At 61.7% G+C, this 14,193-nt stretch carries 12 protein-coding genes; 4 read left to right on the top strand and 8 right to left on the bottom strand.

Features of this window, described 5'->3' with window-relative positions:
• Nucleotides 1-17: 17 nt before the first annotated feature.
• Entirely contained in the window at nucleotides 18-1,145 is a 1,128-nt protein-coding gene (gene coxB, locus ACEWE8_RS21350; protein ID WP_046786826.1) for a cytochrome c oxidase subunit II, read from the bottom strand.
• A gap of 369 nt (nucleotides 1,146-1,514) precedes the next feature.
• Here coxB and ACEWE8_RS21345 point away from each other — a divergent pair, with 369 nt between their 5' ends.
• Nucleotides 1,515-2,156 (top strand): hypothetical protein, encoded by a 642-nt coding sequence (locus tag ACEWE8_RS21345; protein WP_046786825.1) that lies wholly within the window; start codon nucleotides 1,515-1,517, stop codon nucleotides 2,154-2,156.
• A 115-nt stretch (nucleotides 2,157-2,271) separates the two neighbouring features.
• A complete protein-coding gene (locus ACEWE8_RS21340; protein ID WP_046786824.1) occupies nucleotides 2,272-3,360 on the top strand; it encodes a hypothetical protein in 1,089 nt (362 codons plus the stop codon).
• Nucleotides 3,361-3,362: 2 nt separating this feature from the next.
• On the opposite strand, the gene ACEWE8_RS21335 is transcribed toward ACEWE8_RS21340, so the two are convergent.
• The 6 genes from ACEWE8_RS21335 to prlC form a co-directional block, all read right to left on the bottom strand.
• Nucleotides 3,363-4,889 carry a SulP family inorganic anion transporter gene (locus tag ACEWE8_RS21335; protein WP_046786823.1) on the bottom strand — a complete coding sequence of 509 codons (1,527 nt, stop codon included), beginning with the start codon at nucleotides 4,887-4,889 and terminating at the stop codon, nucleotides 3,363-3,365.
• A 192-nt stretch (nucleotides 4,890-5,081) separates the two neighbouring features.
• Nucleotides 5,082-5,801: a carbonic anhydrase gene (locus tag ACEWE8_RS21330; protein WP_012312070.1), complete on the bottom strand. Its 720-nt coding sequence runs from the start codon at nucleotides 5,799-5,801 to the stop codon at nucleotides 5,082-5,084.
• Between the two features lie 271 nt (nucleotides 5,802-6,072).
• The gene (locus ACEWE8_RS21325; RefSeq protein ID WP_046786822.1) at nucleotides 6,073-7,131 is read right to left on the bottom strand and encodes a PA0069 family radical SAM protein; all 1,059 of its coding nucleotides are present in this window, start codon (nucleotides 7,129-7,131) and stop codon (nucleotides 6,073-6,075) included.
• A 65-nt stretch (nucleotides 7,132-7,196) separates the two neighbouring features.
• Nucleotides 7,197-9,191: a M3 family metallopeptidase gene (locus ACEWE8_RS21320; protein ID WP_046786821.1), complete on the bottom strand. Its 1,995-nt coding sequence runs from the start codon at nucleotides 9,189-9,191 to the stop codon at nucleotides 7,197-7,199.
• A 100-nt stretch (nucleotides 9,192-9,291) separates the two neighbouring features.
• Nucleotides 9,292-9,573 carry a YheV family putative zinc ribbon protein gene (locus ACEWE8_RS21315; protein ID WP_046786820.1) on the bottom strand — a complete coding sequence of 94 codons (282 nt, stop codon included), beginning with the start codon at nucleotides 9,571-9,573 and terminating at the stop codon, nucleotides 9,292-9,294.
• Nucleotides 9,570-11,657: an oligopeptidase A gene (prlC, locus tag ACEWE8_RS21310; RefSeq protein WP_080952140.1), complete on the bottom strand. Its 2,088-nt coding sequence runs from the start codon at nucleotides 11,655-11,657 to the stop codon at nucleotides 9,570-9,572. The genes ACEWE8_RS21315 and prlC overlap by 4 nt, the downstream gene beginning before the upstream one ends.
• A gap of 66 nt (nucleotides 11,658-11,723) precedes the next feature.
• On the opposite strand from prlC, the gene ACEWE8_RS21305 reads away from it, so the two are divergent.
• A complete protein-coding gene (locus ACEWE8_RS21305; protein WP_039603776.1) occupies nucleotides 11,724-12,272 on the top strand; it encodes a gamma carbonic anhydrase family protein in 549 nt (182 codons plus the stop codon).
• Nucleotides 12,273-12,292: 20 nt separating this feature from the next.
• A complete protein-coding gene (locus ACEWE8_RS21300) occupies nucleotides 12,293-12,943 on the top strand; it encodes an HAD family hydrolase (protein WP_046787061.1) in 651 nt (216 codons plus the stop codon).
• 55 nt (nucleotides 12,944-12,998) lie between these two features.
• Here ACEWE8_RS21300 and ACEWE8_RS21295 read toward each other — a convergent pair whose 3' ends face one another.
• Nucleotides 12,999-14,072 (bottom strand): aminopeptidase, encoded by a 1,074-nt coding sequence (locus tag ACEWE8_RS21295; RefSeq protein ID WP_046787060.1) that lies wholly within the window; start codon nucleotides 14,070-14,072, stop codon nucleotides 12,999-13,001.
• Between the last annotated feature and the right edge of the window lie 121 nt (nucleotides 14,073-14,193).

Raw genomic sequence — 14,193 nt, 5'->3', positions numbered from 1 at the left:
GCCGCGAGTAACCCGGTTCATTGCGCTTGTGCCTGCTTGAGCGCCAGCACGTCCTTCGGTGTGACCATGTCGCCTTTGTCATTGCCCCAGGCGTTGCGCTCGTAGGTGACCACGGCGGCGATATCGACTTCAGACAGCTGCTTGCCGAAGGCCGCCATGGAGGTGCCGGGCTTGCCGTGGAAGACGATGTTCAGGTGGGCCTCTATGGGGCCGGTGGCGATCTTCGAGCCCTTGAGAGCCGGGAACATCGGCGGCAAGCCCTGGCCTTCGGCCTGGTGACAGGCCACGCAGGTGGTGTGGTAAACCTTGTCGCCGCGCGCGACCAACTCTTCAAGGGTCCATTCCTTGCTGGTCAGCTCCTTGAGTTTGGCCGCCTCGGCCTTGCGCTCGCCGAGCCAGGTGTCGTAGTCGGCCTTGGACTTGACCTCCACCACCACCGGCATGAAACCGTGGTCCTTGCCACACAGTTCGGTGCATTGGCCGCGATAGATGCCGGGCTTCTCGACGCGCGTCCAGGCTTCATTGACAAAGCCTGGGATGGCGTCACGCTTGACCGCGAAAGCCGGTACCCACCAGGAATGGATCACGTCGGCGGCCGTCACCAGAAAGCGCACTTTCGCCCCTACCGGCAGCACCAGCGGCTGGTCGACCTCAAGCAGGTAGTGCTCATCCTTGGGCGCCTTGTTCTGGATCTGGTCGGCAGGGGTGGCCAGGTTGCTGAAAAACTCCACGTCCTGGCCCAGGTATTTGTAGTGCCATTTCCACTGGTAGCCCGTAACCTGGATATCAATGTCCGATTCGCTGGCGTCGTAGATATCGATCAGGGTCTTGGTGGCGGGGATGGCCATGGCCACCAGGATGAGCAAGGGGACCACGGTCCACAGGATTTCCACCCAGGTGTGCTCGTGAAAATGCGCAGCTTGCTGGCCGGTGGAACGGCGGTGGATGACCATGGACCAGAACATCGCGCCGAACACCACGACGCCGATGATCACGCAGATCCAGAAGATGGTCATGTGCAGGTCGAACACGGCGTTGGAGACTTCCGTCGCCCCCGGCGCCATGTTCACGGTCCAGGCGGCGTTGGCCTGACCTAAAACCAACCACAACAGGAGGCCCATCCAGACTGGTGGATGTCGCATCATTGCGGGTTCCCCTTCTAATTCTTGTTGTCCCGGAGGCGTGGCCTGCGGCAAGAGGGAACGGCGGTCAAGACTGCCTGGCTTCGACGACCGAGCCCCTGCGAAAAGCAGTCGGGCCTCATCAGCGAATCACGTTCAACCCGAGTATAGACAGCGACCAATGGCACGCAACGACGCAGGTGAAATGATCTTCATGAAATCGCGAAATCGCCTGCAAGGCCTGCTCTAGACGCCAAGTGGCATAATGGTGGCATCTGCATATACCCAACAGCGCACACGTTTGCGAGATTTATAACAAATGCGTCTTAGGTATTCTGTATACCGAGCTAATTTAGTGTCTTCCGTTTGAAACGTATTGTCCCTGGAGTTGTCATGAACATCGCTGCTGTACGCGAGCAAATAAGCCAAGCCCACGATCACGAACGCCATAGCGGCCAACTGAAAGAGCGTCTCGAGCTGCAACTGCCCCACCTGCACCCCTCGATCCAACTGCCTGAGCAGGACGCCCAGGGTACTTTGGCGCGCTTCGTCAGCGCCTATATCGACCAGGTGCCGGAGTTGCTGGAGGCTGCCCACGCGGTGGCGCTCGAGGCCGGTATCGAGTCGCAGATCAAACCTGTACTGAAGATCGCCGAAGCCTATTTCCTGCAGCCGCCGAGCGTGATGCAAGGGCACGTGGGCCTGGACTGCCTGCTGGATGAAGCCTACCTGGCGCACCGTCTGGTGGAGGAGGTGAACGACCTTTATATCCGCCACTTCCAGCAACCACTGATCCCATTCGATACCACCATGGCCAACTTGATTGCCCATCAACTGATCGGAGAGACCTTCGCCAACCAGCTCGATGAGGTGGTGCACCACTCGGTGGATGAAATGCTCAACGAGGAAAGCTTTGCTACCGAATCCGTAGAAGCCTACCGGGAAACCTTGAGCAGCCCGAAGACTGGCGAGGCCTGGAAACGCTGGCCATGCCTGTCGCGCCAGCTGGGTGTCGAACTGGGCCAGCCGGCCTGAGCGCTGCCAGCAGCCCCATGGGAACAGGCTCCAACTGATCGGCTGTACCGCGCACGGATAGATTCTTCCCGCCCCCTATCGGGTAGGCATTGACCTAACAAGGCGAGGAAGAACCATGAGCATCAAATGGAACAGGCTTTACACGGACCTGTTACGCGGCAGCCGCTCCACCCTTTGGGGCAACTGGGCCCTCAACCCGGTCATCAAACCCGGTGCAGTGGGCATCATCGACCCGGCTTCCGGCGACTTCACCCTGGTCAACGAAGCGTTGCCCACCGTGCAGATTTCCAATGTTCAGCAAGGGCGCCGCTGGGCCATCAGCTCCAAGGATGTATCCCGCAGGGAGACCAAGGCCAATGTTTCAGGGACGGTGATCGACCCTGCCACCGGCGCTCAGGTCAAGCCAGACCTGACGCTAGAGTGGAACTTCGGTAAAGAGGAGTCGATCGCTTCGGAGTTTGCCCTTCATGGTGAGCAACGTCTGAGTGACCTGGCCTTGATCCACGACCAGTACGATTGGCTATATGCACAGGCCGAGAAGGTCGGCATGGCCAGCAATGGCAGGATTGCAGAAGGTTTTGGCGTGGTAACGAGCGTCATTCTGGCCAGTAGCGGCGTGAATGCCGGGGCCAAGAGCAAGAATGCCAAATTCGCCCTTTCGGGTTCAGCCAGCGGCCTGAACACCTTGCTGGGCGAAGACGGTATTTCAGGCAAAGGTGGGGCAACGTTCATTTCCATCCGCGATACCGCTTCGGTGGAATCGCACACGCTGCCTGCGCAAGATGGCCAGGTTGCGACCATCCCGCTGCCTGTGGCCTACAGCTTTGCCTCTTTTGGCCCCAACAGAATGATCATTCCGATCTGGGTGCGCAAAGTTGGCAGCTTGCAACTGCATGTCGACAGCAAGGCCACTTCCGCCACCACCTACATCACCAAAGTATCGATTGCCTATGATCTGCCAGGTGAACGCCGCACCACGGTTGGCCCAATGACCATTACCGGCGGCCTGTCGCATAACTTCACCATTCCGCTCGGCGCCAGGAATCTCGACTTCAGCGCCGAATTCGTCAACCTGGGCGACAATCAAACACTCAAAAGGTATTGGGCCACACCGCTCAGCCAGTGGGTTGGCGGCAGCCGGACCATCAACCTGTATGGTACGTGGCCCGGCTCGCCCTCCATGCGTGTCGTCGAGGAAGACTGACCTCAACATTCTGCCGCAGTGCGCAAGCCCCCCTCGATACGCCGCTTGAGCCCACGCGGCTCGATGAGCAGGCGTGAACCGGCGCTGCGCTGAGTACGCCCCCAGTCTTCCAATAACTCCAGCACCGAGTGGTCTATGTAACTCAGGTTGGCCAGCGGTACGTGCAGCTGAGTGCCAGGGGGCACCGTTTCCAGCACCTGGGTCAGTGCCGGCACCTTGAGAAAGGTGGCGGCGCCGGTGAGCCGCAGCTCCATGTGCCCAGGCCGGTCCAGGCTGAGCAGGTTGATCTTCAGGCGGGCCGCTTTGAGTGCCAGCTTCAGCAGCGTCAGGGCAAAGCCCAGCAGTACACCGGTCAGCAGGTCCGTGAAGATGATCGCCAGCGCGGTAGCTGCATAGGTGAACATGGGCATGCGACCGTAGCGGCCAAGCCCACGAAAGGCCTTGAAGTCCACCAACTTGATACCGGTGTAAACCAGCACGCCCGCCAGGCTTGCCACCGGGATCTGCTGCAGCACACTGCTCAAGACCACCACGAAAGCCAACAGCCACAAGCCGTGGAGGATCGCCGATGCACGGGTTTGCGCGCCTGCCTGCACATTGGCCGAACTGCGGACGATCACTCCGGTCATCGGCAGCGCGCCCAATACACCGCATAGCATGTTGCCGATACCCTGCGCGGAAAGTTCACGGTCGAAGTCCGAGCGCTGGCCGCTGTGCATGCGGTCCACCGCCGCGGCAGACAACAGCGTTTCGGCACTGGCGATGAAAGCCAGGGCGAAGGCGGCCACCAGCAAGGTCGGATCAGCCAGTTGCAGCAAATCTTCGGGGCGCAGCCAGTCGATGGCCTCGGTCAAGTCTGCCGGCACCTGCACGCGATTGACGGGCAGTGCCAGCCACATGCTGACCAACGTCATGCCCGCCACACCGAGCAAGGCCCCAGGTACGAACCGCAGACGCTGTGGCCGCAAGCGTTCCCAACCCCACATCACGGCGATGGTCCCCACACCGAGCAAGCCGGCCTGCCAGCCACTGCCGGCACTTTCAAAGGGCAGGGCGCTAGCCACTGTAGCGGGGAACCCGATCAGGTTCTGCAAGCCCGAAGGTTGCGGCGCGGTGTCGAACATCACATGCACCTGTGACAGCACGATCAGCACACCGATACCTGCCAGCATGCCGTACACCACCGCCGGGGCGGTGACGCGGAACCAGCAGCCCAGGCGCAAGCGCCCGGCCAGCAATTGCAACAAACCCGCCAGCAGCAGGATCGGCCCGAGCATCGCCACGCCGTGTTGGCGCACCAGTTCGAACACCAGCACGGCCAAGCCCGCGGCAGGGCCACTGACCTGCAGTGGCGAACCGGCCAGAAAGCCCACCACGATACCGCCGATGATGCCGGTTATCAGGCCTTTGGCAGGAGGCATGCCCGAAGCGATCGCAATGCCCATGCACAAGGGCAGGGCCACCAGGAAGACCACAACCGACGCCAGCAACTCTCGCGGCAAGGCCGCTTTCAACTGTGTAATGTTCACCGTGTTTCTCCTTTCTCTGTCACATGGCCTTTCCTCTGGCCATGGGCACGTTTGGCCCCTGACAAACGCGCAGGCGCGGGCCGCCAGCGAGCATGCCGGCAGGGCAGTCAGGGAATTCAAGGCAGCCGAAGGCCGCGCCACACCCCTGCGGGGTGCAGCCGGCTATCAAGGTTCTAGCGGTGGATGGGTCGCTTAGTAGCGGCCTCTCGGGGTCGCGCAGGGCACCGGCTCACCGGCGGCCAGGGGCATGAAGCTGTCGCTGGCGGCATCGTAGGCTTCGATCCGGCTGGTCTCGATGTCATAGACCCAACCATGGATGTACAGCTCGCCAGCCGCAAGGCGCGACGCCACCGACGGGTGGGTGCGCAGGTGGTGCAACTGGGCAATGACGTTTTCGCGGGTCAGCACCTGCATGGTTTCATGCTCGCTGCCGCAGGAGCAGTTGTTCTCGACCACGGTGCGTGCCACTTCGGCATGACGCAGCCAGGCGGAAACGGTCGGCATCTTGGCCAGCGATTGCGGGTTGAGTACCGCACGCATCGCGCCGCAGTCGGAGTGGCCACAGATGATGATGTGGTGCACGCCCAGCGCCGACACGGCGTACTCGATGGCGCTGGAAACGCCGCCGTTCATCTGGCCATACGGCGGTACCACGTTGCCAACGTTACGGGTCACGAACAGGTCGCCTGGCGAGCTCTGGGTGATCAGCTCGGGGACGATACGCGAGTCGGCACAGGTGATGAACATGGCGCGCGGCGTTTGCGCGGTGGCGAGCTTCTTGAACAGCTCTTGCTGCTCGGGGAAGACGTCATGGTGGAAACGCAGGAAGCCGTCGACGATGTGCTTGAGGGCGGCATCGGCGCTCTCCGCGGGGGCCTGCGGAACGACCTTGGATGGGTCCTTGACGGGCATGATTCATCCTCTTGACGGTGAGTTGGTAAATCCATTTTACCGGTGAAAGATTCTGGCTATGCGAGGAATTAGATGACACGCACAGGCCATAGATCACAGTCTTCGTGGACTGGTTTCCTACGCTAGCGGGGAAAACTTAACTGAAACTTAATTCGGAGGCTCTAGAACGGGTGTTCCAGATAGATAAGGCGGGAATTGAATAATAGCAAAAACACATCAAATGCCAAGAGCCCTGAATAAGATTATGTGCTTGGATTAGTTGCATTGAGGGTCAAAACAATGCCATTTGCCCACCGGGGGGACAGAACGCCGAACAATCCAGCATTTGCCCCTCCCGCCCCTCCAAACCCAGCTTGCGCATGGCCTTGGCAAAGCGTTGCGCCAGCAGCTCTGCGAAAATGCCCTCACCACGCATGCGCGCACCGAAGCGGCTGTCATACAGCTCGCCACCCCGGCTCTGGCGAATCAGGCTCAACACATGGCTGGCGCGCTGGGGGTAGTGGTCCTGCAGCCACTGCTCGAACAGCGGTGCCACTTCCAGCGGCAGGCGCAACATCATGTAGGCTGCGTTCTGCGCGCCAGCCTCCTTGGCGGCTTCCAAGAGGTGCTCCAGTTCGCTGTCGTTGATCATGGGAATCATTGGCGAACACAACACGCCCACCGGTACACCCGCCTCGCGCAGCACCCGGATTGCCCGCAGCCTGGCATTGGGCGAGGCCGCACGCGGCTCGAGCACCCGCTTGAGGCCGTCGTCCAGCGTGGTCAGGCTGATCATCACCCGCACCAACCGCTGGCTGGCCATTTCGGCCAGCAAATCCAGGTCACGCAATACCAGCGAACCTTTGGTGACGATGGTCACCGGGTGGCGAAAACGCAACAGCACTTGCAGCAAGCGCCGGGTCAATAGGTGCTCACGTTCGATCGGCTGGTAGGGGTCTGTGTTGGCACCCAGGTTGATGGGGGCGCACACATAGCCCGGCTTGCTCAGTTGCTCGGCAAGCACCTCGGCGGCGTTGGTCTTGGCGATCAGTTTGGTTTCGAAATCCAACCCTGGGGACAAGTCCCAATAGGCGTGCGAGGGGCGGGCATAGCAGTAGATGCAACCATGCTCGCAGCCTCGGTAGGGATTGATGGAGCGATCGAAGGGCAGGTCGGGTGAGGTGTTGCGGCTGATGATCGTCTTGGCCGTTTCAACCCGCACCTCGGTGCCTTGGGTCAATGGAACCTCCTGATGCCAGCCGTCATCCTCAGCCACCGAATGGCTCGGGGCAAAGCGGTTGTGTGGATTATGCGCCGTCCCACGGCCTTTCTGTGGTGCTGGAGGATTCATCGCCAAGCCCTATGCTGTATATATGAACAGTATAGGGGCAAGGCTCATCTTGCCAGCACCTCCGGTCAGGCCAGCCCGTGCCAACTCAGGTAGGGGGCATGGCTTGGGGCGCGCCCAAGGAAGGCTTCAAGGCCCTCGCGCAGTGGCCGCGAAGCGCCGGGCTCGAACAATGCCTGCGCAAGCGCCTGGCCCGTTGCTCGGTCAAGCAAACCGTTCGTTTCAAAACGGGTAAACAGGTCAAACGCGTGCACATCGGCCCACAGGTAAGCGTAATAACCAGCATCGTATCCGCTGACCAGATGGTCGAAGGCATGCACGGGGTGCTCGAAATCTGCCAATGGCCAATAGCCGCATCGCTCCCGGGCATCGTCGAGCCGCTGCTCGAGCGTTCTGCCGTCATACGGCGTGCCGTGCAGGTCCAGGTCGAACAGCGCCAGGCTCAGGTCGCGGCCAATTTCCTCGATCCCCTGCTGCTTGAACTGTTTCAGGTACGCTGCAGCGCCAGCCGTGCTCAGCCTACTGCCAGACTGGTCCGGCACGGCGATGCTGGCCAGGTAGCCTGCATCCCACACCCAGCGCTCCACCAACTTGCCGAACAGTTCCATGCCATCGGTGCCCAGTTCCGAAACATTGGACATGACATTGTTGCTGGTGCGGACCAGCAAGTGATGCAAGGCATGGCCAAACTCGTGATAAAGCTTGCGCAATGCCAGGTGGTCCAAAAGCGGCTCACTCTCGCCCAGCGCTGCCGGGATGTCACTGTTCACCACCACCACCGCTGCATGGTAGATACCCTCGGCATCAATACGCCGGTTGCGCACGTACGTGGTGAACACGGCGTCAGCCTGTTTCCCGGCGTGTTGCACGGCGTCCAGATAGAACAGGCCGATAGGCGCGTGGTCTTGCCAGACCTCAAAGGTCTGCACGCTGGCATCCCAGGCAGGCATTCGGGCTGGACGCAGCTCAAGCCCAAACAGCTGCTGCGCCAGCCGGGCCAGTGCAGTGACCACGGCACTCAAGGGGAAGTGCTCGCGAAACACCTCACTCGGTTGCGCATGCGCCGGCAATGCCTGCAGGTGAATGACATCCCAAGGCTGCACGCGCGTGAGGCCCTGCACGAGCGCCTTCTGCCCAATGCCCTCACGCCATTGTTGCAGGGCGGGTTGTACGCTGGCTGCGAGGGTTTGCAGAAAACCCCGAACAGCGCTGACCGAGCCGGCACTTTTGGTACTCAGGCTCAGCTCGAGGTGGCTGGCAAAGCCGAGCAGGCGGGCTTTGTCATCCAGCAGTTCGGCCAAGCGCTGCAAACGCGTACCGTTGTCCTCCTGCAGGTCAGTATCGACCCCACGGGTGTGGAAGGCGCGGTAGAGCTTTTCGCGCAGGGGGCGGTGCTTCGCTTGCCGAAGCACCGCCTCGGTTGGGGCACTTTCACAGGCAACCAGCCAACCTTGCAAACCAGCCTCGCTGGCCCGGGCGGCCAGCTCATCTCGCAACCGTTGCGAAAGACCAATCAGTTCGCCCTCGTCCTCGATCAGCAACCCCGGCCGGTCGATATCGCGCACAAAGGCCTCCCGCAACGTACCGATCTGCGCTTGCAGCTCGGCGAGGCGGGCTTTGTCGTGTTCGTCCAACGCTGCGCCACTGGTTGCAAACCTGTCGAGATGCCAGCGCAAGGTAGCGCGCTTCATCGCGGCCAGGTTGATGCCGATGTCACTGCGCGCCAACCGTTCATACAAGGCATGCAGCCTGCTGTCGGTATCTTTCTGCTCGAAACGCGCAACTGTTCTGCCATAGAACCCCAGAATGGATTCGGCCCAGTCCTGGTCCCGGCCCACGAGCGGGATGACGGTATACAACGTGCCCGACAACTGCGCGTCCAGCTCATCCACGGCGAGCACCAGGTCGTCCCAGGTGGGCTGTGCCTGCTGTCGTTCGATGATGCGCGCGATACCTTGCTCATGCGCCGAAAGCACATGGTCGAAAGCAGCGGCCATGTTTTCCAGGGTTATCGAAGGGAAATCAATAGGGGCGTTGCTGTTTTGCAGGAGGGGGTTGTTCATGGTGCATCGCCTTGCTCAGGTTCATGAGCGGGCGAGCATGCCTGCCTGGCGGAGCGGTAGAGGCTTGAATATCTACCACCCCGACGCAGGCGGGCAGGCCTTACTCGGCCGGTTTCTTGAGCTTCGGGTTGGGGAAGAACTGCACCGTCTGCACCTTGGCCGGCGCCGCCTTGGGCGCCAGGTGGTTGACCCGCGTCCCAAGTTCCTTGGGTACCGACAGGCCCTGTTCATTCAAGGTGTCGGTGAAGCCGCAGGCTACGCACTCACGGTGCGGCACGTCGTCTTCGCTCCACATCATCAGCTTGTCCGGCTCACTGCACGCCGGGCAGACCGCCCCGGCGATGAAGCGCTTCTTGGTTTTATTCACAGCTACCTCGCTCATGCCGCCGCGTCCTCACTCAGCCCACAGTGGCGCAGCAATGCATCGATGGAAGGCTCACGGCCACGGAAGTCGACGAACAGCACCATCGGCTCGCGCGAACCGCCACGGGCCAGAATGGCCTCGCGGAAGGCGCGGCCTGTCTCGGCGTTGAGCACGCCTTCTTCCTCGAACCGTGAGAAGGCATCAGCCGACAGTACTTCGGCCCATTTGTAGCTGTAGTAGCCCGCCGCGTAACCGCCAGCGAAGATGTGCGCAAAGCTGTTCGGGAAGCGGTTGTACGCCGGTGGGCGCATGACCGTCACCTCGTCGCGCACGCCTTCAAGCACCTGCAGCACACTGCGACCGTCGCCGTGGCTGGCGTGCAGCTCGAAGTCGAACAGCGAGAACTCCAGCTGGCGCACCATCATCATGCCGGACTGGAAGTTCTTCGCCGCCAGCATCTTGTCCAGCAGGTCCTGGGGCAGGGCAGCCCCCGTTTCGTAATGGCCGGAGATCAGTGCCAGGCCTTCCGGCTCCCAGCACCAGTTTTCCATGAACTGGCTCGGCAACTCGACCGCATCCCAGGCCACGCCATTGATGCCAGACACACCAGCATGCTCGATACGGGTCAGCAGGTGGTGCAGGCCGTGGCCGAATTCGTGGAACAGGGTCGTGACTTCGTCGTGGGTCAGCAACGCAGGCTTGCCAGGCGCAGCGGGCGTGAAGTTGCACACCAGATTGGCCACCGGGCTTTGCAGCTCACCACCAGCGGTACGGCGGCGGTCGCGGGCACCATCCATCCAGGCACCGCCACGCTTGTTGGCGCGGGCATAGAGGTCGAAGAAGAAGCGGCCCACGTGCTGGCCGTTTTCCTTGATTTCGAACAGGCGTACGTCCGGGTGCCAGCTGTCGAAACCCTTGAGCTCGGCGATTTCGATGCCATACAGGCGCTGGACGATGCTGAACAGGCCGGACAGCACCTTGTCGATCGGGAAGTAGGCGCGCAGGGTTTCCTGGGACACGCTGTAGCGCTGCTCGCGCAGCTTCTCACCGAAGTAACCGGCGTCCCAACTGGCCAGCTCGGGGCAACCTTGCTCGGCGGCATAGGCCTTGAGCTGCGCCAGGTCCTGGGCGGCAAACGGCCTGGAACGCTTGGCCAGGTCGCGCAGGAAGCTCAGCACCTGATCGCTGGACTCAGCCATCTTGGTGGCCAGGCTCAGCTCGGCGTAGTTCTTGTAGCCCAGCAGCCCGGCCAGTTCCTGGCGCAGGTCGAGGATCTCGCGCATCACCGGGCCGTTGTCGAACTGGCCGGCATTCGGGCCCTGGTCGGAGGCGCGGGTGCAGTAGGCCGCGTACAGCTCTTCACGCAGGGCGCGGTCACTGGCGTAGGTCATCACCGCATAGTAGCTGGGGAATTCCAGGGTGATCAGCCAGCCATCGAGGCCTTTGGCCTGGGCGGCAGCAGCCATCTGCGCCTTGGCCGAATCGGTCAGGCCGGCAAGCGCGGCTTCGTCGGTAACGTGCTTGGTCCAGGCCTGGGTGGCGTCGAGCAGTTGGTTGGAGAAACGGCTGCCCAACTCGCTGAGCTTGCTCTGCACCTCGGCGTAACGCTGCTGCTGGGCAGGTGGCAGGTCGATGCCCGACAGGCGGAAGTCACGCAGTGCATGCTCGAGGATGGTTTTTTGCGCCACATCGAAACCTGCGGCCTCAGGGCTGTTGGCCAGTGCCTCATAGGCCTCGAACAGCGTACGGTTCTGGCCCAGTTCGGTAGAGTAGGAACTGAGCGCCGGCAGGCAGGACTCGTAGGCCTCACGCAGCTCTTTGCTGTTGCACACCGCATTGAGGTGGCTGACCGGGCTCCAGGCAGCGCCCAAGCGGTCATTGAGCTCGTCCATGGCCAGCACCAGGCCGGCCCAGGTGGGGTTCTTGCCTTGCTTTTCGAGGATCTGGGCAATGGCTTTACGGTTATCGGCCAGGATCTCTTCGATCGCCGGCAGCACGTGTTCGGCACGGATCGCCGAGAAGGGCGGCAGATCATAAGACTGCAGAAGCGGGTTGTTCGCACTCACGGTTTGGCTACCTTGGCAGAAGAAACACTGCCCCATCTTAATTACAATCGACGCCGACCGCAGCAGGCAGCCTGCCTATCGGCACAGATGAGAGACCCTATCATGGCCATTCGTAGCTTCCAGCAACACACTCCGAAAGTTGGGCCACGGGCCTTCGTCGACCGTTCGGCAGTAGTTCTGGGTGACGTGGAAATCGGTGAAGACAGCTCTGTATGGCCTTTGACGGTGATTCGCGGCGACATGCACCGCATCCGCATCGGTGCAAGGACCAGCGTGCAGGACGCCAGTGTGCTGCACATTACCCACGCCGGCCCGTTCAACCCGGACGGCTTCCCGCTGATCATCGGCGACGAAGTGACCATCGGCCACAAAGTCATGCTGCATGGCTGTACCCTTGGCAACCGCATTCTGGTCGGCATGGGCAGCACGATCATGGATGGCGCCATCGTCGAAGATGAGGTGATCATCGGTGCCGGTAGCCTGGTGCCGCCCGGCAAGCGCCTGGAGAGCGGCTACCTGTATGTGGGCAGCCCGGTAAAGCAGGCACGGCCACTGACCGACAAGGAACGCGCCTTTTTCCCTTACAGCGCCGGTAACTACGTGAAGCTCAAGGACCAGCACCTGGCCGAAGGCTACGACCGCCCGGAATGAACCTGACTACCGAGACCACCATGCACCAGCAGAATATCCTTTTCGACCTTGACGGCACCCTGACCGACCCGCGCCTGGGCATTACCCGTTCGATCCAGTACGCCCTGGCCAAACTGGGCATCGACGAGCCGGACCTGGCGCGCCTCGAGCACTTCATCGGCCCCCCCCTGCTACAGGCCTTCATGCAGTTCTACAGCTTCGATGAAGCCAAGGCGTGGGAGGCGGTGAATTTTTACCGGGAACGCTTCCGTGTCACCGGCCTTTACGAAAACCTGGTCTTCGAAGGTGTGCCGGAACTGCTCCAGGCCCTGAACGGTCAGGGCCGCACGCTTTACATCGCGACGTCCAAGCCCTGGGAATTCGCCCGTGAGATCGCCAGGCACTTCGCCTTCGATCATCACTTCAAGGTGATTTACGGCAGCGAACTGGACGGCACCCGCACCAACAAGGTCGAGCTGATTCGCTACCTGCTGGACGAGGAAGGGCTGGACCCGGCGCAGACCCTGATGATCGGCGACCGCAAGCACGACCTGATCGGGGCGCGCAGCAATGGGTTGCAGGCAGTGGCAGTGGGCTATGGGTTCGGCAGCGAAGAAGAGCTGAAGGCCCACACGCCTGAATTCCACTACGCCACCTTGGCTGAGATGCATCAGGCGTTCATCAGGGCCTGAGCGCGCATGTAGGAGCCGGCTTGCCGGCGATGGGCCGCAAAGCGGCCCCCAGCGCTCACTGACTGGCCACCAATCGAGCCAACACCGCCTTGCGCTGTTCGGCCGGCAACCGTCCTAGCGCTTCTACCTTCCGATAGAAGCGTACCCAATCCCCACCAACCTCGCGAAACACCGCCGCAAACGCCGGCACCCATTGGTCATACAGCCCAAACGGCAATAGCTTGGCATTGCTCATCGGCCCATACATCCAGGCGTCATAACGCTTGTCCCCAGCCCACTGGCTATCTCGAACCTGGCGATAATCGCGCCTCAACCGGTCGAATTCTGCCTGTTTGGCCTCACGTTTGTGCGCATCATCCAGCGGCCCGGCATAGAGCGCCTGCAGCCGCTCGCGGCTGGCCAGAATCAGCCGTATGAACTGGTCACGCTGCAGGCCCTGCTCACCCTGAGTCGCTTCAAGCCCACGAGCGGCGCGCCATTGCCGCGTTCCTTCCTGCTCGACGAACGTGGCGAAGGACTCGTTGAACTCCGTGTCGTCCTGCACATAGACGCGCTGATGCGCCAATTCGTGGAAGATCAACGTGGCCAGGCGCTCATCACCCCAGCCGACCATCGACGACAGGATCGGGTCGTCGAACCAGCCAAGCGTCGAATACGCCTCGACGCCGCTCACATAGACATCCATGCCCGCCTGGCGCATCACCGCCGCCGCGCCGCGGGCCGCGCCCTGTTGGTAATAGCCGCGGTAGGCGACGCAACCGGCAACAGGGAAACAGTGCGTCACCGGTTGCAGCGAGAGCTCAGGGGTAGCAAACACATTCCACACCACATAGGGCCGCCCAAGGTCGGCATACACCCGATAGCTGCCGTTGTCCGGCAGGCCCAGTCGTTTGCTGGCGAACAGCCGCGCCTGCTCGGCGTGTTGCAGACGGGCCCGCAACTGCGGGCTGGTGGCCGGGTCGGCGAGCACCCGCTCCACTGGCTGACGCGCACGCAACAGTTGCCACTGGCCATCGGCCAACTGGCCGTAATAGGCAAGGCTGCTGCAACCACTGAGCAGAAAGGCGCCCAGCACGGGAACCAAAGTGCTGAAAACGCGGTCGAGTGGCCCAGGGCCTGAGCGCTTCAAAAGAAAAAACCAGACCATCTTGGGCTATCCATTCGCTCACGGCCGATGCGCTCCAAGACTATCTCGCCAAGGGGGAGTTTCGCCATGCGTGCACTGTTCATCGCCAGCTCAATGCTGCTGA

Source organism: Pseudomonas sp. TR47 (genome assembly GCF_044143025.1).
In the GTDB taxonomy this organism is placed as follows: Bacteria; Pseudomonadota; Gammaproteobacteria; order Pseudomonadales; family Pseudomonadaceae; genus Aquipseudomonas; species Aquipseudomonas putida_E.
This window is presented reverse-complemented; position numbering and strand designations above follow the sequence as displayed.